Annotated in this window: 14 protein-coding genes; all 14 read left to right on the top strand. The window is 39.5% G+C overall.

Features of this window, described 5'->3' with window-relative positions:
- The first annotated feature begins 134 nt into the window (after window positions 1-134).
- The 14 genes from mutS to CBG10_RS02695 all read left to right on the top strand — a co-directional run bounded on the left by mutS (window position 135) and on the right by CBG10_RS02695 (window position 17,740).
- Window positions 135-2,780: a DNA mismatch repair protein MutS gene (mutS, locus tag CBG10_RS02760; RefSeq protein ID WP_094511592.1), complete on the top strand. Its 2,646-nt coding sequence runs from the start codon at window positions 135-137 to the stop codon at window positions 2,778-2,780.
- A gap of 11 nt (window positions 2,781-2,791) precedes the next feature.
- Window positions 2,792-4,798, top strand: coding sequence for a DNA mismatch repair endonuclease MutL (gene mutL / locus CBG10_RS02755; RefSeq protein WP_094511590.1), 2,007 nt, complete (start codon window positions 2,792-2,794; stop codon window positions 4,796-4,798).
- Window positions 4,799-4,810: 12 nt separating this feature from the next.
- On the top strand, window positions 4,811-5,410 hold the full coding sequence (ruvA, locus tag CBG10_RS02750) for a Holliday junction branch migration protein RuvA (protein ID WP_094501019.1): 600 nt from the start codon (window positions 4,811-4,813) through the stop codon (window positions 5,408-5,410).
- A 14-nt stretch (window positions 5,411-5,424) separates the two neighbouring features.
- Window positions 5,425-6,441 (top strand): Holliday junction branch migration DNA helicase RuvB, encoded by a 1,017-nt coding sequence (gene ruvB, locus CBG10_RS02745; protein ID WP_035167931.1) that lies wholly within the window; start codon window positions 5,425-5,427, stop codon window positions 6,439-6,441.
- A 12-nt stretch (window positions 6,442-6,453) separates the two neighbouring features.
- Entirely contained in the window at window positions 6,454-7,542 is a 1,089-nt protein-coding gene (locus tag CBG10_RS02740) for a tRNA-ribosyltransferase family protein (protein ID WP_094508196.1), read from the top strand.
- A 71-nt stretch (window positions 7,543-7,613) separates the two neighbouring features.
- Window positions 7,614-8,063, top strand: a complete 450-nt coding sequence (yajC, locus tag CBG10_RS02735; protein ID WP_094511589.1) for a preprotein translocase subunit YajC — start codon at window positions 7,614-7,616, stop codon at window positions 8,061-8,063.
- Between the two features lie 126 nt (window positions 8,064-8,189).
- Window positions 8,190-9,149 (top strand): DHH family phosphoesterase, encoded by a 960-nt coding sequence (locus CBG10_RS02730; protein WP_094511587.1) that lies wholly within the window; start codon window positions 8,190-8,192, stop codon window positions 9,147-9,149.
- A 13-nt stretch (window positions 9,150-9,162) separates the two neighbouring features.
- Window positions 9,163-10,536: a DEAD/DEAH box helicase gene (locus CBG10_RS02725; protein WP_003676050.1), complete on the top strand. Its 1,374-nt coding sequence runs from the start codon at window positions 9,163-9,165 to the stop codon at window positions 10,534-10,536.
- Between the two features lie 259 nt (window positions 10,537-10,795).
- The gene (gene alaS / locus CBG10_RS02720) at window positions 10,796-13,450 is read left to right on the top strand and encodes an alanine--tRNA ligase (protein ID WP_094501027.1); all 2,655 of its coding nucleotides are present in this window, start codon (window positions 10,796-10,798) and stop codon (window positions 13,448-13,450) included.
- A 269-nt stretch (window positions 13,451-13,719) separates the two neighbouring features.
- Window positions 13,720-13,986 carry an IreB family regulatory phosphoprotein gene (locus CBG10_RS02715; protein ID WP_019252386.1) on the top strand — a complete coding sequence of 89 codons (267 nt, stop codon included), beginning with the start codon at window positions 13,720-13,722 and terminating at the stop codon, window positions 13,984-13,986.
- Window positions 13,983-14,426 (top strand): Holliday junction resolvase RuvX, encoded by a 444-nt coding sequence (ruvX, locus tag CBG10_RS02710; protein ID WP_003666687.1) that lies wholly within the window; start codon window positions 13,983-13,985, stop codon window positions 14,424-14,426. Before CBG10_RS02715 ends, ruvX begins: the two co-directional genes overlap by 4 nt.
- 9 nt (window positions 14,427-14,435) lie before the next feature.
- Window positions 14,436-14,732, top strand: coding sequence for a DUF1292 domain-containing protein (locus CBG10_RS02705; protein ID WP_003666689.1), 297 nt, complete (start codon window positions 14,436-14,438; stop codon window positions 14,730-14,732).
- 94 nt (window positions 14,733-14,826) lie between these two features.
- On the top strand, window positions 14,827-15,363 hold the full coding sequence (locus tag CBG10_RS02700) for a CvpA family protein (protein WP_003676046.1): 537 nt from the start codon (window positions 14,827-14,829) through the stop codon (window positions 15,361-15,363).
- Between the two features lies 1 nt (window position 15,364).
- Window positions 15,365-17,740: an endonuclease MutS2 gene (locus CBG10_RS02695; protein ID WP_094511585.1), complete on the top strand. Its 2,376-nt coding sequence runs from the start codon at window positions 15,365-15,367 to the stop codon at window positions 17,738-17,740.
- Window positions 17,741-17,794 lie beyond the last annotated feature (54 nt).

Raw genomic sequence — 17,794 nt, 5'->3', positions numbered from 1 at the left:
CTGGGTATAACCTTCAGTCTCTTTATTATTTTAAATAACATCCATCATTAACAGAGATCTTGCAGTAAATTTAGACAAAAAATATAATTAGTTTATTATTAAGATTAAAAAATATATTAACGGGGTGAAATTTAGTGGCAAAAAAAACAACACCAATGATGGAACAATATCAAAAGGTAAAAGATCAATATCCGGATGCCTTTTTATTTTACCGACTTGGTGATTTTTATGAGCTATTTAATGACGATGCGGTTAAAGGAGCGCAACTTCTTGAGCTAACATTAACAACGAGAAACCATAGTGCGAAAAATCCAATTCCAATGTGTGGAGTGCCCCATCGCGCAGTTAACAACTATATTGATATTTTAATTGATAACGGTTATAAAGTAGCAATTTGTGAACAGATGGAAGACCCTAAAAAGGCGAAGGGAATGGTTAAACGAGCCGTTACCCGCTTAATTACGCCTGGAACGCAAATGGATTTAAATGGTGAACAAGCACGTGATAACAATTATCTTGCAGCGATTAGTGGACAAAATGGGGTATTTAGTATTGCCTATACCGACTTATCGACTGGGGAGCTTAAAACGACAAGCTTAAATAATGCAAATGATGCGGTCAATGAATTGGTTAATCTCCAAAGCAAAGAAGTAATTGTAGATGGTGAGTTGCCAGTTGAAATAACAACTCAGTTTAAGCAACGAAATATCCTTCAATCACATCAACCAACGGTCCTTAAAAATGCTGAGATTAGCTATCTTACTCAAGACCTTGATGATCAAGCCCAACAGCACGTTGTTGCGTTACTTGTGTCATACTTATTAACGACCCAAAAGCGCTCTTTGGCCCACCTGCAGAAAGCAATTGCATATCAACCAAGTTCTTTTATGAAGATCGATCACTATTCAAAAACAAATCTTGAATTAATGCGCAATATGCGAAGTGGGAAGCGTCAGGGGACCTTGGCATGGCTTTTGGATGAGACGAAAACAGCAATGGGCAGTCGTCTTCTTAAACGGTGGATTGACCGGCCGTTGATTAATCAAAATGCAATCAGTGAACGACAAGATAAAGTTCAAGAGTTATTAGACCACTATTTTGAGAGAAGTAATTTACAACAAGAGTTAATTAAGGTATATGACCTTGAACGCTTAGCAGGACGGGTTGCCTATGGAAGTGTTAATGGCCGTGATCTTATTCAACTTAAGACTTCCTTAAAGCAAGTTCCTAAAATAAAATACGTTTTAGAAACCCTTGATTCACCTGTCTTTGAAGAATTGCAAAAACAATTGGATCCCTTGAACGATGTGGCAGATTTAATTGATCAATCAATTGTTGAAGAACCGCCAATTGCTGTTACTGAAGGTGGCGTAATTAAGGATGGCTATAATGACCAATTAGATCAATACCGTGATGCGATGAATAATGGAAAACAGTGGATTGCAGATCTGCAAGAACATGAACGGAAATTAACGGGCATAAATAACCTTAAAATTGGTTATAATCATGTATTTGGCTATTATATTGAGGTTACAAAAGTTAATCTTGATAAGCTTCCTAAAGATCGCTATGAGCGTAAACAAACATTAGTTAATGCTGAACGTTTTTCTACTCCAGAATTAAAAGAAAAAGAGGCATTGATAATGGGGGCGCAAGAAAAGTCAACAGCCTTGGAATATGATATTTTTGTTAAAATCCGTGAACAAGTCAAGGGACAAATTACACGCCTGCAAAAATTAGCACAACAACTTGCGGAATTAGATGTACTCCAAAGCTTTGCGGTTGTTAGTGAAGACTACCACTTTGTCCGTCCTGAAATGAATACTGGTCACGTATTAAAAATTAAAGATGGTCGTCACCCAGTTGTGGAAAAGTTTATGGGACACCAGGAATATGTGCCTAATGATGTTTTGATGGGAGAAGATACAGATATTCTCCTGATTACTGGGCCAAACATGTCAGGGAAGAGTACTTATATGCGTCAGCTAGCATTGATTGCGGTAATGGCACAAATTGGCTGTTTTGTTCCTGCCAAATCCGCTGAATTGCCAATTTTTGATCAAGTTTTTACCCGAATTGGGGCAGCTGACGACTTAATCTCTGGTGAAAGTACCTTCATGGTTGAAATGATGGAAGCAAATAATGCTTTGACCCATGCCACAGATCGTAGTTTGATTCTCTTTGATGAAATTGGCCGGGGAACCGCAACTTATGATGGGATGGCATTGGCGCAAGCGATTATTGAGTACGTTCATCAGCATGTTCGTGCCAAGACGCTATTTTCAACTCACTATCATGAACTGACAGCGCTTGAGAATAGCTTGAAGCGGCTTAAAAATGTTCATGTAGGGGCAACGGAAAAAGATGGGGAGTTAGTATTCTTGCATAAGGTAAGTGCAGGCCCTGCAGACAAGTCTTACGGAATCCACGTGGCTAAATTAGCAGGAATGCCATCCTCATTGTTAAAACGTGCAGATACTATTTTGCAAAAATTAGAGCAAAAGGATGTAAAAATACCGAATACGCCTAAACCGGCAACAGATAATTACCATACAGAACCAATATCAGCGAAGATAAATGAAGCGGCACCGGTAAAGAAAGAGGCTGCACCAGTCATTGAAGATAATGGTCAACTTGAATTATTTGCCACTCAGCCTGAGAAAAAAGAATCGAGTGTTGATCGGCGGATTTTGCACCAATTAAAAGAACTTAATTTAATGGGGATGACACCCATGGATGTAATGAATCAAATTTATAAGTGGCAGCAGAAATTGAAATAAGGTGATATTTAATGGGAAAGATTCATGAATTAGATAATATTTTAGCCAATCAAATTGCTGCCGGTGAAGTAATTGAACGTCCAGCATCAATTGTAAAAGAATTAGTTGAAAATTCATTGGATGCCCATAGTCACCGTGTGGATATTATTGTTGAAAATTCAGGTTTAGACAGCGTACGTGTGATTGATGATGGTGACGGAATCGCTGCTGAAGATATTAGCCTAGCATTTCACCGTCATGCAACCAGTAAGATTAATTCTCGCCATGACCTCTTTAAGGTGCAGACGATGGGCTTTCGTGGTGAAGCATTACCTAGTATTGCTTCAGTCGCTGATGTAACGCTTACGACTGCTCAAGCTGGTCAAGAAGAAGGAACAATGATTCATTTGCGGGGAGGAAAAGAATTAGTAGTGAAGCCGGCTGGTGCTCGTCAAGGAACCGATATTAAGGTAACCGATTTATTCTTTAACACTCCTGCGCGATTAAAGTACTTAAAATCACCTCAAACGGAGCTAACCAGAATTACGGATATCATTAATCGACTTGCACTTGCTAATCCAGCGGTTGCTTTTAGCTTTACCCATAATGGACGGGAACTATTTCGTTCGGCAGGCAATAATAATTTACAGCAAGTAGTTGCCGCAATTTATGGCGTTCAAGCAGGACGCAAGATGCTTGAAATAAGTGGTGCAGATGATGATTTTAAGGTTAGTGGTTTTGTTTCCTTACCAGAATTAACACGTGCATCACGTCAATATATAACAATCACAATCAACCATCGGTATATTCGTAATTTTGAATTAACAAAGGCCATTATTCAGGGATATGAATCAAAACTAATGGTTGGCCGTTATCCGATCGCGGTAATCAACATTAACTTGGATCCAGTTTTGGTTGACGTGAATGTCCATCCAGCTAAACGTGAGGTCCGTTTAAGCAAAGAACAACAACTAATAAAATTGATTGCCGAAACGATTCGGAAGCGGATAGCGGTTGAGAACTTGATTCCGGATGTCGATGCTGACCAATTTATTCCTAATGATGATGAGGTAGCGGACCTTGATCGCCGGCTAAAGGAAGCATCACCTGTTTATCATGCCGCCCCGATTTCGGCAGTGCCAGCAACAGAGAAGGCGGCAACTGAGATTTCAACTCCCGAAGCTGATAATCCAGCACATGCTGACGCGCTTGATAGTGAGATTCCGGCACCGATCGTTATCCACCATCTTGAAGATTTAAATACGCCAGCAATGCAAAAATTTGATGAACGTTATCAAAATGAGGGTGAAGTTACGCCATTTTCTGCTCAAGTTCCTACTATGACTAAGAAGCCAGTAAAACCTGCAAATATTGAATTAGATGTTCATGATAAACAAGATCAGCAGCAAAATCGGTTTCCTGATCTTCAATATATTGGTCAGCTTCAGGGAACCTTTTTATTAGCACAAGCAGGAGACGGTCTTTACATTGTTGACCAGCATGCTGCCCAGGAGCGAATCAATTATGAGTATTACCGCCAAAAAATTGGGGAAGTGAGCGCTGATCAGCAAAGTTTCTTGGTTCCGCTTGTTCTTAATTATTCAACTGTCGATGCAATGACAATTAATCAGCATCTCGATACGCTGGCAGCAGTTGGATTAGAATTAGAGTCATTTGGTCAGAATAGTTTTATTTTGCGCTCCCATCCAACCTGGTTTAAAGAGGGGCAAGAAGAAGACACGACCAAAGAAATGATTGATTGGTTAATTAAGAATGGAAAGTTGACTGTCAAAGAATTTCGAATGAAGACAGCGATTATGATGAGCTGTAAGCGGGCCATAAAGGCTAACCACCACCTTGGCGAACGGGAAGCTAAAGCCTTGCTGAAACGGTTGCCACAATGTGAGAATCCTTTTAATTGTCCACATGGGCGTCCGGTAACGGTTCATTTTAATGATCAGGATTTAGAAAAGATGTTTAAACGAATTCAGGATTCACACACCCCGTATGCGGATGATTTTGATGACCATGAATTTTAAGGAGGAATTACCTTGTACGAATACTTAACAGGCCTTGTAACCGTTGTTGCACCACAATATATCGTTGTTGATGTTAATGGGGTTGGCTATAAATTATTAGTTGCTAATCCCTATCGTTATCAAGAGAATCGGACTAAGAAGGTCCAAGTATATGTCTACCAAGCAGTTCGTGAAGATAATATTTCCTTGTTTGGTTTCACAGATCAAAATGAAAAAAATCTGTTTATGCAATTAATCAATGTTTCTGGAATTGGACCAAAGAGTGCTTTAGCAATTTTAGCGAACCCTGATCACCAGGGACTTGTTGATGCAATTACTAATAATAATGTTAGCTATCTGACTAAGTTCCCTGGAATTGGGAAAAAGACAGCTTCGCAAATTGTGTTAGACTTACGTGATAAGCTTACTAATGAAAGTAGTAGCTCATTATTTGCAACAACTCAGCTTGCCGTTGATACAACAGTAAATAGTGAGCTGAAAGATGCTTTGGAAGCATTGGCTGCATTAGGATACAAGGAACGGGACATTAAAAAGGTTCAAAAGACATTAATGAAAGAAGAACAAATGGCAACCGATGAATACTTAAGACAAGCATTAAGGTTGCTTAACTAGGAGGTGCAAGACTTGTGGAAAATGATCATGGTATTTTATCAGATCACCCATCAGGAGAAGAAGAAAGCCAAGTTGAGATAACTCTTCGCCCACAGAAACTAAGGGAATATATTGGTCAACCTAAAATCAAGCACGAACTAGAAGTATATATTAAGGCAGCCCAATCCCGAGAAGAAGCTCTTGATCATGTATTGTTATATGGTCCTCCAGGATTAGGAAAGACAACTTTAGCGATGGTAATAGCTAATGAGATGGGCGTTAATATCAAAACGACTAGTGGACCAGCGATCGAAAAGCCAGGAGATTTGGTTGCTTTATTGAATGAGTTGAAACCGGGGGATGTCCTTTTTGTTGATGAAATCCACCGGTTACCCAAGGTTGTGGAAGAAATGCTTTACTCAGCGATGGAAGATTATTATATTGATATTGTTATTGGTGAGGGACCGACTGCGCATCCCGTTCATTTTCCCCTTCCGCCATTTACTTTAATTGGGGCAACGACACGAGCCGGAATGTTATCGGCACCATTACGTGATCGTTTCGGGATTGTTGAACACATGAACTACTATACTCAAGATGAACTGACAAAAATTATTTTTCGTTCTGCCAAGATTTTCCATACTAGTATTCAAAATGAAGGGGCCCATGAACTATCTCTTCGTTCACGTGGTACGCCGCGAATCGCAAACCGCCTTTTAAAACGGGTACGTGATTTTGCTCAGGTAGCAGGGAAACGAAGCATTGATTCGGCAATTGTTAAGCAAGCATTATCGCTTCTCCAAGTTGATGATCGGGGCTTAGATGAGATTGATCGGAAAATGTTGTTAACGATGATCAATTTCTACCACGGAGGTCCAGTGGGATTAAAAACAATTGCGGCAAATATTGGTGAAGAAACTAATACGATTGAAGAAATGTATGAACCATATTTATTACAGATTGGCTTTATTAGTCGCACCCCTCGTGGCCGGTTAGTGACACCGACAGCATATGAGCATTTAGGAATTGAATATCCAACTGATAAAAATTGATTGAGGAAAATTATGAGTAAGTTAGAATTTACAATTAATCAAAGCGATCGTCAAGCACGAACTGGGCTTTTGCAGGTTAATGGACGACAAATTGAAACACCGGCTCTGGTTGCAAGTGGAGATGAATTAGCAAAGTTATCACCTATCCAGCTTAATCAGGCTGGTGTATGCGCAGTTAAGACAAGTGGGTTAAAGCGTTGGCTAAAATATGATTCGGTGACTGAAAAATTAGGAGACCTCCATCAGCTTTTTCAGTGGGATGGTCTTTTATTTGTGGACTTGGAAACTGAGGAGGCTTATCGCTTAGCAAAGCCGCGTGGAAAAAAACATGATGGCGTTCGTTTTCATGATCCGGCAACTGGCCAATTAAAATTCTGGCAACCAGAAACTGCTCTTCAAATTCAAGAAGTACTCGGGGCTGATATTTTTCAAAGCTTTGACCAAGCAACAGATTATTATGCGCCAGTTGATGATTTAAAAGCCGGGGTAAAACAAACAAATGACTGGTTATCTGTTGTCGAATTTCAAAAAAAACAAGCACTTGGTTCGATTGTTGGTGGCGGCTTGAGAGATTTGCGGACAGCCAGTATTGAAGCGGTTGATGAAGCCGGATTAAGCGGTTATCGTTTGAGTGGGATTCCTAACAACTTAGATGATCAAGAGTTTAGACGAATCATTAATGAAATTACGCCTAAACTAGCAGAGCAGAAACTACGCTACCTCCCTGCCGCGCTTTCTTTTGCCCAGCTGATTGCGGCAATTTTAGCAGGAGTTGATTTAATTGATAGCAATCTAGCAGCCCAAAAAGCGGCTAATGGGATTGCATTAGTTAATCAAGGGGTGACAGTTCTTCATCTTGATCGTCAACATTTTAGCTTCGATTCACAAGTACTTGATCGTCAATGTGCGTGTGCAACTTGTCGCGCGGGATATTCACGGGCATTACTCCATAGCTTGATTAATAATCGTAGTTTTTATGGTGAACAGCTCCTGCTGCAGCATAATCTGTTTACCCTAAATAAATTAATGGGTGGTTTACGACAAGCAATTAAAAATCATCAAACAAAAAAATTTGTTCAAGAATTATTGCAGAATCAATAGAGCATATAGCTTTTTATGGTAAAGTTTGTTAAAGTTAATATTAGTTAACTTTTTGAAGGGATGGATAAACCGTGAATAGTTTGAGTAGTTTTGTTCTTGGTGCTGCTTCATCTAATAATGCAAGTGGTTACTCAGGAATTATTTTAATCATCTTAATGGTAGCATTAATGTACTTCTTTATGATTCGCCCACAACAAAAGCAACGTAAAGAACACCAAGAGATGATGAATGAATTACACCCAGGTGATGAAGTTGTTACGATTGGTCGGATGCATGGTAAGATTGATTCAATCAATAAGGCTGATCGGACAGTTACTTTAGATTGTGAAGGGATCTACCTTACTTTTGATATGGTGGCAATTGCCCGTGTTATCAAACGAGCAGATGCACCAGCTAGTGAAGCTCCCCAAGATAATAAAGCTGTTGCTAGTTCTGCAGATGCTTCAGCAGATAGCGCTGCTAGTGAGCCTACATCTGCAGCGAGTGCTAGCGATGAACAAAAAGACAGCGAAGAAAAGTAATTTAATTTAGATGAAAATAGTCGTAAACAGGCGAATATTTTCATCTTTTTTATTTGGTTGTTAATCGCGTTTATTGCTATACTAAAAGATAGTGTTAAATTTTATTCGGGTAAGGAGAATAGCATAATGGCAGATCCATTAACAGCAATTTTTGAACAAATCAAAAAATACAATAAAATAATTATTCATCGGCATCAACGCCCTGATCCAGATGCAATTGGCTCACAAGTTGGCCTTGCGGAAATTTTACGGGCTTCATTCCCATACAAACAAATTTATGTTGTAGGGAAGCATATTCCAGGGTTTGATTGGATCGGTGAGATGGATACGATTGACAATCAGACATTTGATGATGCATTAGTAATTGTTACGGATACAGCAAATGCGCCACGAATTGATGATCGGCGCTTTGATAATGGGGACGAGCTTATTAAGATTGATCATCACCCTAACGATGAACCCTTTGGCGATATTATGTGGGTTGAACCAGATGCTTCTAGCTGTTCTGAAATGATTTATAGTTTTTATCAACGATTTGCAAAAGAATTAACGCTTCCCCAGAAAGCTGCTCATGCCTTATACGCAGGAATTATTGGCGATACAGGTCGCTTCCTTTATCCAGCAACAACTCCTCGAACGATGCTAGTTGCAGGTTCGTTAATGGCGGCCGGCGCAAATGCAGCGGAAATTAGCCAGCACGAAAATGAAATTACCTTACCAGTGGCTCGTCTATCAGCATATGTTTATGAGAATTTGCGGATATTAGATAATGGAGCCGCATATGTTATCTTAACCAATGAAATTTTAGAGCAATTTGGATTAACTGAAGCCGGGACATCCGCAATTGTTTCTTTACCAGGTCGAATTCATGATGTTCTTGCCTGGGCGATCTTTGTAGAACAAGAAGATGGCCATTATCGCATTCGTCTCCGTTCAAAGGGGCCAACAATTAATGAATTAGCTAAGCAGCATGATGGCGGTGGACATCTCCTTGCTAGTGGCGCTAAGGCTAAAGATGAAGCAGAAATCAAACAAGTGATTGATGAATTGGACCAATTAACACAAAGTTATGCAAACCAAAAATGAAAGGGAAATAGCTATGAGTGATAAAAAATTTGCTGATTTTCAGTTGCAACCTTATCTGTTAACAGCAATTCAAAAAATTAATTTTCGTCAACCAACACCGGTCCAGCAACGAGTAATACCAGTGATTATGGCGGGACGAAGTGTTGTGGGACAATCAGCGACTGGTAGTGGAAAAACACACGCCTTCCTCTTGCCAATTTTTTCAAAGATCAATCCAGAAGATCAAACCGTTCAAGCAGTAATCACAACTCCTAGTCGGGAATTAGCATACCAAATTTATAATGCAGCCAAGCAACTTAACAAATATGCTCCTCATCCTCTTACCATTCACAATTATGTCGGTGGTACAGACAAGCAGCATCAAGTTGACCAATTAAGCCGAAAACAACCTCAATTGGTCATTGGAACTCCAGGAAGAGTATTGGACTTAATCAAGAGTCAGGCATTGGATATTCACACAGCGAAAATGTTTGTGGTGGATGAAGCGGACATGACCCTAGATATGGGATTCTTACATGAAGTTGACCAAATTGCCAGTCATTTTCCTGATGACCTTCAAATGATGGTTTTCTCAGCAACGATTCCGCAGAAACTGCGCCCATTCTTAAAAAAGTATATGGAAAATCCAGTCGTTGAAGAGATTCCTACTGAAGCAGTAATTAATCCGGATGTTGATAATTGGTTAATGTCAACTAAGGGGCAGGATCGTAACCAACTAATTTATCGTTTGCTGACTCTTGGTGAACCATATCTTGCGTTGGTATTTGCTAATACAAAAGAACGAGCAGTCGAATTAACCCAGTACTTAGAAAATCAAGGGCTCAAAGTAGCAATGATTCATGGGGGACTAGAAGCTCGTCGTCGTAAACGAACAATGCGGCAAATCCGTGATCTTGAATATCAATATGTTGTTGCAACTGATCTAGCAGCTCGTGGAATTGATATTGATGGAGTATCACTAGTAATTAATGATGACTTGCCAACTGATCTTGAATATTTTGTTCATCGAGTTGGTCGTACAGGACGAAATGGGATGAAGGGAACAGCCATTACCCTATATGAGCCAGCAGAAGACGATTTAATTGCTAAGCTTGAGGAGCGGGGAGTTAAATTTGTACCAAAAGAATTAAAGAATGGGCAACTAGTAACTACCCACGACCGTAATCGCCGGAAGCATTATAAGCGGAGGCAAAATGAACTTGATCCGTCAATGAAGGGTTACGTAAAAAAGACTAAGAAGAAGGTTAAACCTGGTTATAAGAAACGGATTAAAAAGGCGATTAAAGAAGACGAACAACAAAAACGGAAACTTGAATTACGGCATAAGATTCGGAAAGCTAAGCGTGCCCGTCAAAAGCAACATCGCCGTGAACGAAATGCCCGTTGATTTTAAAGTAATTGTTCGCTATAATATGACACGTCTGGGACATGCTATAGCTAACGGAAAATTTCAGAGACAGTTGGTGAGGTGTGACAACTGATTTCCTAACTTTAGTGCTCCCCATTCGGATAATTTGATATTTAACCTTGGGTAACCAAGAAGTAAAGAGGTAAACGAATTCCATCGTTGCAAGCAGAGTGGTACCGCGTCAATCCGGCGTCTCTGATTCGCAATGGTGGTTTTTTGTTTTAGAAAGGGCGATTTGATGAAAGAGTTAAAGAAGCTGAATAGTGCTCAAGTACGGCGAATGTACTTGAAGTTTTTTGAAGAGCATGGCCACCAAGTTATGCCGAGTGCATCATTAGTTCCAGTAAATGATCCAACATTACTATGGATTAACTCTGGGGTTGCCACAATGAAGAAATACTTTGATGGGAAAGTTGTTCCTGATAATCCACGGATGACAAGTTCACAAAAGAGTATTCGGACGAACGATATTGAAAACGTTGGTAAGACTGCTCGGCACCATACCATGTTTGAAATGTTGGGGAACTTCTCTGTTGGTGATTACTTTAAAAATGAAGTAATTCCATGGGCTTGGGAATTACTAACAAGTGATGAATGGTTTGGCTTTGATCCTGAACGGCTATACATTACTTATTACCCTAAAGATCATGATGCTTATAATCGCTGGCGTGAAGTAGGCGTTGCTGAAGATCACTTAATTGCTGATGAGGATAACTTCTGGGATATTGGTCAAGGTCCATCTGGTCCAGATACGGAAATTTTTTATGACCGTGGTCAAGAATTTAATAATTTAGCCGATGATGATCCAGAAAACTATCCTGGCGGTGAAAATGAACGCTACCTTGAGATTTGGAACATTGTCTTTAGTCAATTTAACCATACGCCAGAAGATACTTACGAACCACTTCCTCATAAAAACATTGATACGGGGATGGGTCTTGAACGGGTTGTTTCAATCTTTGAAAATGCTCCGACTAACTTTGAAACCGACTTATTTATGCCATTAATCAAGCAAGCTGAAGAGTTTAGTGGTACTAAGAAGTATGGTCAAAATAAAGAAGACGATATTCAATTTAAGATTATCGCTGATCATATTCGGACAATTACCTTTGCGATCGGGGATGGTGCCTTGCCTTCAAATGTTGGTCGCGGATATGTTATTCGGCGGTTGCTTCGGCGAGCAGTTGTTGCTGGAAAGAAGCTGGGGATCGATGAACCATTCTTAGCAAAGATGGTTCCAACAGTCGGCAAGATCATGGAAGATTACTATCCTGATGTTCTTAAAAATGCTGACTATATTGCTTCGGTTATTGAATCAGAAGAAGACCGCTTTAGTGCAACCTTAAATGGCGGATTAAACTTGTTAAATAACGTGATTGCTGAAGCTAAGGAAAATAAGACCAACGAAATTGATGGACGAACAGCTTTTAAGCTTTATGATACTTATGGCTTCCCAATTGAATTAACCAAGGAATATGCTGAAGACGAAGGACTAACAGTTGATGAAAAGGGCTTCCAAGCAGCAATGACAGAGCAGCAAAATCGTGCTCGTAATGCCCGTGATATGGATAACGGGATGGGTGTTCAAACTGATTTGTGGACTTCATTCAAGGAAGATAGCAAATATGTTGGTTACACTGATTTGGCCGTTGATAATGCAAAGGTTATTGGTTTAGCACATGATGGTCAACAAGCAGATGAAGCACAACCAGGTGATAAGAACATTGAATTAATTTTTGATGTAACGCCATTCTATGCTGAAATGGGAGGCCAAGTCGCTGATACTGGTGACATTATTGATAACTATGGTAAAAAAGTTGGTCGGGTGGTTGATGTCCAACATGCACCAAACCAGCAAAACCTTCACCGGGTAGAATTAACTACCCCTATTAAAAAGGGTGCCCGTTACAAACTGGTTGTTGACCGTATTCGTCACCTTAAGATTGAAAAGAACCATACAGCAACCCACTTGTTAGACCAAGCATTGCGGAACGTTCTTGGTGGTCATACTCAACAAGCCGGATCATTAGTTGAAGAGCATTACTTACGTTTTGACTTTAACCACTTTGGTCAAGTAACTGCTGAGGACCTCAAGAAGGTTGAAAACATGGTTAATGAGCAAATCTGGAAGGAAATCCCAGTCAAAACAGTGGAAACTGATATTGATTCTGCTAAGGAAATGGGTGCTATCGCCTTATTCTCAGATAAGTATGGTGATAAGGTCCGGGTTGTAAAGATTGGTGACTTTAACACTGAGTTCTGTGGTGGTGACCACGTTAAAAACACGAATGAGCTTGGCCTCTTCAAGATTGTTTCTGAAGGAGGAGTTGGTGCTGGAGTACGGCGGATCGAAGCAGTAACTTCCAGTGATGCCTTTAAGTTCCTCCAAGATCGTGATGACCTCTTAACAAAGAGCGCTGCTAGTTTGAAGGTTGCTCAGATTAAGGAAGTTCCTCATCAAGTAGAAACATTACAAAATGAACTTAAAGAAGCTCAAAAGCAAAATGAGTCTCTTCAAGCTAAGATTGCTGCTCAACAAGCTAATAATGTTTTTGAAAACGTTCAAGCAACCAAGAATGGAAGTTTAATTGCTGCTGAAGTTCAAGTTGCTGGTATGGGTCAATTACGGCAACTTGCTGATACTTGGCGTTCAAAGGCTCTTTCTGATGTTCTTGTCCTTGCGACAGCTAGTGATGGGAAAGCAAACTTATTAGTGGCTGTTAGCGATGATAAAACTAAAGAGGGCTTAAGAGCCGGTGACCTTATTAAGGCGATTGCACCAGCCATTAATGGTGGCGGTGGAGGTCGTCCTAACCTTGCCCAAGCTGGTGGGAAGAATCCAGCCGGAATTAAAGATGCTTTAGATCAAGCTAAGAATTACCTCGATAAGTAAATCAAGAATGAGAGGGGGAATAACCATCTCATGATCTGAGAGATTGAAAGAAACCAATTTTGGGATTCGTTCAATCTCTCTTTTTGTAAGAACTTCTTAAAGTAATAAAAATCACTGTCAAAAAGCACTATATTAGCTATAATATAAAACTTGTAGTTTAAGATAAAATTAATATTACTGTTTACTTACAATTGACAAATGTAAATTGTGATTTTAATAAGAATATAGTAAAATTGATGGTTGAAAAGAATATCTGGAGGTGACGATTGATGGCTACAAATGATAAAACGATATTCTTTGATTTCGGTCAAGAACGTCAAGAAGATATTAAGCAAACATTAAAGACGGTTTATGAATCATTAGAAGAAAAGGGATACAACCCGATTAATCAAATTGTCGGTTATCTTTTATCTGGTGATCCAGCTTATATTCCGCGTTTGAATGATGCACGTAACTTGATTCGTCAACATGAACGTGACGAAATTATTGAAGAGCTTGTTCGGTCATACCTAAAGAATAACGGTGAAACTAAATGAGATTAATGGGATTAGACGTTGGCTCTAAAACGGTTGGCATTTCCGTAAGCGATCCTCTCGGTTGGACGGCCCAAGCAGTTGAGATTATTCCAATTGATGAAGAAAACGAAATTTTTGGGATTGATCGTGTTGCCGAGCTAGTGAAAAAAGAACAGGTAGCTGGGTTTGTAATTGGCCTTCCTAAAAATATGAATAATACAGAAGGTCCTCGTGTTGAAGCATCTCAGCACTATGGCAAGCTATTACAACAACGTTTTCCAGATATTCCTATTGACTTTCAAGATGAACGTTTAACGACGGTTGAGGCACACCGAATGCTAGTTGAAGAAGCGGACATTTCACGTGCTAAGCAGAAAAAAGTTATCGATGAAGTTGCAGCAACATTCATTTTACAAAGCTATTTGGATCGCCATGGCCGCCTTGTGAATAAGCTAAAATGAGGTATTAAAATGAGTAAACAAGAAAATAACGAAGACATGATTACATTAATTGATGAGAATGGTAATGAACAATTATTTAAGGAATTGTTTACGTTTGATTCTGATGATTATGGCAAATCATATATCTTTATCTATCCAGCGGAACAAGAAAATGACGATTCCGTTGACATTCAAGCTTACATTATAGCTGATAATGAAGATAACGATGGACAGGACCTTGTTCCAATTGAAGATGATAAGGAATGGGACATGGTTGAAGAAGTATTAAATACTTTCCTTGATAATGATGGTAATTTCAAGGCCTAATTAAAATTACCGGATAAATAAAATATTAACAAAAGGGAGCTGTAGACACATTTGTCACAGTCCTTTTTCTTTACAAGCAGAAAGGATCATTAGGATGATTTTAACAACCTTTATTATTTTGATTTTAATGGGGTGCTTTATTAATGGTCATCGCCGCGGATTATTGACAATGACGTTAATGCTGGGGACATATATAGTAGCTTGGATCGTTGCTCGCCAGGGAGCCCAATTGATTGGTAGCTGGTTAAAATCATTATTACCAAGTATTGGAACCCCAGCAACATTTTCTGAAAGCTTGCTTGCAAATGTAAATAGTAATCTTTTCTTTTATAATGGGATTGCATTTATGATAATTTTTACAATTGTTTCAATTCTTTGTCACTGGGGTATTCGTCAGTTAAACTGGATAAAGAGGATTCCAGTGGTGGGGACAGTTGATAAAATTGCGGGTGGCTTAATCTCATTTTTGATTGGCTATTTGATTATTTACGTTGTTTTACTAATTATGCAATTATTTCCAGCAGGTTGGTGGCAAATGCAAATAGCGAACTCAGAACTAGCGCGTTTTATGATTAATCAAACACCAGGAATAGCGCATTTAGTAATTGATACGCTAGTACAGGGAGGATAAAATGAATAGCAAAATTTTAGAAACATTAGAATTTGATCGAATAAAAGGACAACTGGCACAATACCTTGTTTCTGCCGCTGGTCATCGCGAATTGACGCAGCTTGTTCCACAGACTGATTATGAGGCAGTCAAAGAACTTTTGACAGAAACTACTGATGGGGCCGATATTTTAAGGTTAGAAGATGGGATTCCTATTCCGCAATTAGCTGATATCAAACCGCAATTGAAACGGTTGAAAATTAAGGCAAATCTGAACGGCACGGAATTAGCTCAAATTACTAAAGTGCTGCAAACTAGTATGAGTGTAAAAAACTTTTTTGATCAGATGCGGGAGAAAAAAATTAAACTACGGGTTTTAACTACCCAAGTTGACCGCCTAGTTACAATTCCTTCAATTACCCAGCGGCTAGTTCGTTCGATTGATCCTGATGGACGGATAAATGATGAGGCATCAGCTAAACTTCATGGTATCCGGCAATTAATTACCCAAACGGAAACAGAGATTCACCAACAAATGGAAAGGTATACTCGTGGGAAAAATGCGAAATACTTAAGTGACCCTATTGTCACAATGCGGAATGACCGCTATGTAATTCCAGTAATCGCTCGCTACCGAAATAAATTTGGTGGGGTTGTTCATGACCAAAGTGCTAGTGGACAAACATTATATATTGAACCTGCAGCCGTTGTGGAGACCAATAATCGGTTACGACAAGCGCAAATAGAAGAACGGCAAGAAATGCAACGGGTGTTAATTGAATTATCACAAATGATTGCTCCTTACCGGCATGATATTGGCCAGAATGAAGCAATTCTTGGACACCTTGACTTTATTAATGCCAAGGCACGCTGGGCACATGATACTAAGGCAACGTTACCGCTCTTAAGCAAAGAAAATCATGTTTCATTACGGAAAGCTCGCCATCCCTTGATTGATCCCCGGCGAGTAGTGACAAATGATATTAAGATTGGGGAAGATTACCAAGCGATTATTATTACCGGTCCTAACACTGGTGGTAAAACCATTACGCTTAAAACTTTGGGAATTATCCAGTTAATGGGACAATCTGGTTTGTTTATTCCCGCAGAAGAAGGCAGTACAATTGGGATCTTTGATAATGTATTTGCGGATATCGGTGATGAACAATCATTGGAACAAAATCTGAGTACTTTCTCTGGTCATATGGATGGAGTAAAAGCCATTCTTGAACAAATTACAAGTCGTAGCTTAGTCCTTCTAGATGAGCTTGGGGCTGGAACTGATCCCAAAGAAGGGGCTGCTTTAGCAATGGCAATTCTTGATAATATTGGCAGTAAAGGAACCATGGTTGTAATTACAACCCACTATCCTGAACTCAAAGTTTATGGCTATGATCGTGCTAAGACGATTAATGCTAGTATGGAATTTGATCAAGAAACTCTTAAGCCGACGTATAAATTACTGCTAGGGATTCCTGGGCGGTCGAATGGATTAGAGATTGCTCAGCGATTAGGAATTAATCCCCAGGTTATTGATGAAGCACGGACATTTGTTAGTGATGATAGTCAAGACCTTAACAATATGATTGGTGATTTAGTAGAGCAGCGGAAAAAAGCACGTGAAGAAAGTGAAAGGCTAGCAAAACTAGTAGCCAAAAACGAAAAAGTTCAGCGTGACCTTGATGAGAAACTTACCCGCTTTAATGAACAGCGCGATAAGTTATATGAACAAGCACGTTCAAAGGCCAATCATCAAGTTTCGATGGCGAAGAAAAAGGCTGACCGAATTATTCATCATTTGCGCCAGTTAGAAGTTCAACAGGGCGGAAATGTAAAAGAAAATGAATTAATTGATGCACAAGGGCAATTAAACGCTCTTCATCGTGATAATCCACGGTTGCAACACAACTCAGTATTACAACGGGCGAAGCAAAAGCATGATTTGCATAAAGGTGATGCAGTCTTGATAAAATCTTATGGTCAATATGGAGAACTTTTATCTAAGCGGGGAAATCACAAGTGGGAAGTTCAGATTGGGATTCTTAAAATGGAAATTGATGAGAATAATCTTGAAAAAGTAGCTAAGAAAGATCTCCCACGAGAAAAAGATGCAAGGCGGCGACCACGGGCTGCTGTGAGAACGACACAAACACGAAAGACCTCGGCCCGTCTTGATTTACGTGGGCATCGCTATGAACAAGCGATGAGTGAGCTAAGTAACTTTATTGATCATGCATTGTTGAATAATCTTTCAACGGTAACAATTATTCACGGAAAAGGGACCGGTGCTCTTCGTAAGGGAACGCAACAATATTTGCAAAGCAATCCACGAGTTAAATCATTCTCTTATGCTTCCCCTAATGCTGGTGGGGATGGCGCAACAATTGTTAATTTATAATTACTTACTATAAAAAAGTAAGCAACTTAAATGACATTTAAGAAGTGATTTGTT

Source organism: Limosilactobacillus reuteri (assembly GCF_002254085.1).
GTDB lineage: Bacteria > Bacillota > Bacilli > Lactobacillales > Lactobacillaceae > Limosilactobacillus > Limosilactobacillus reuteri_K.
This window is presented reverse-complemented; position numbering and strand designations above follow the sequence as displayed.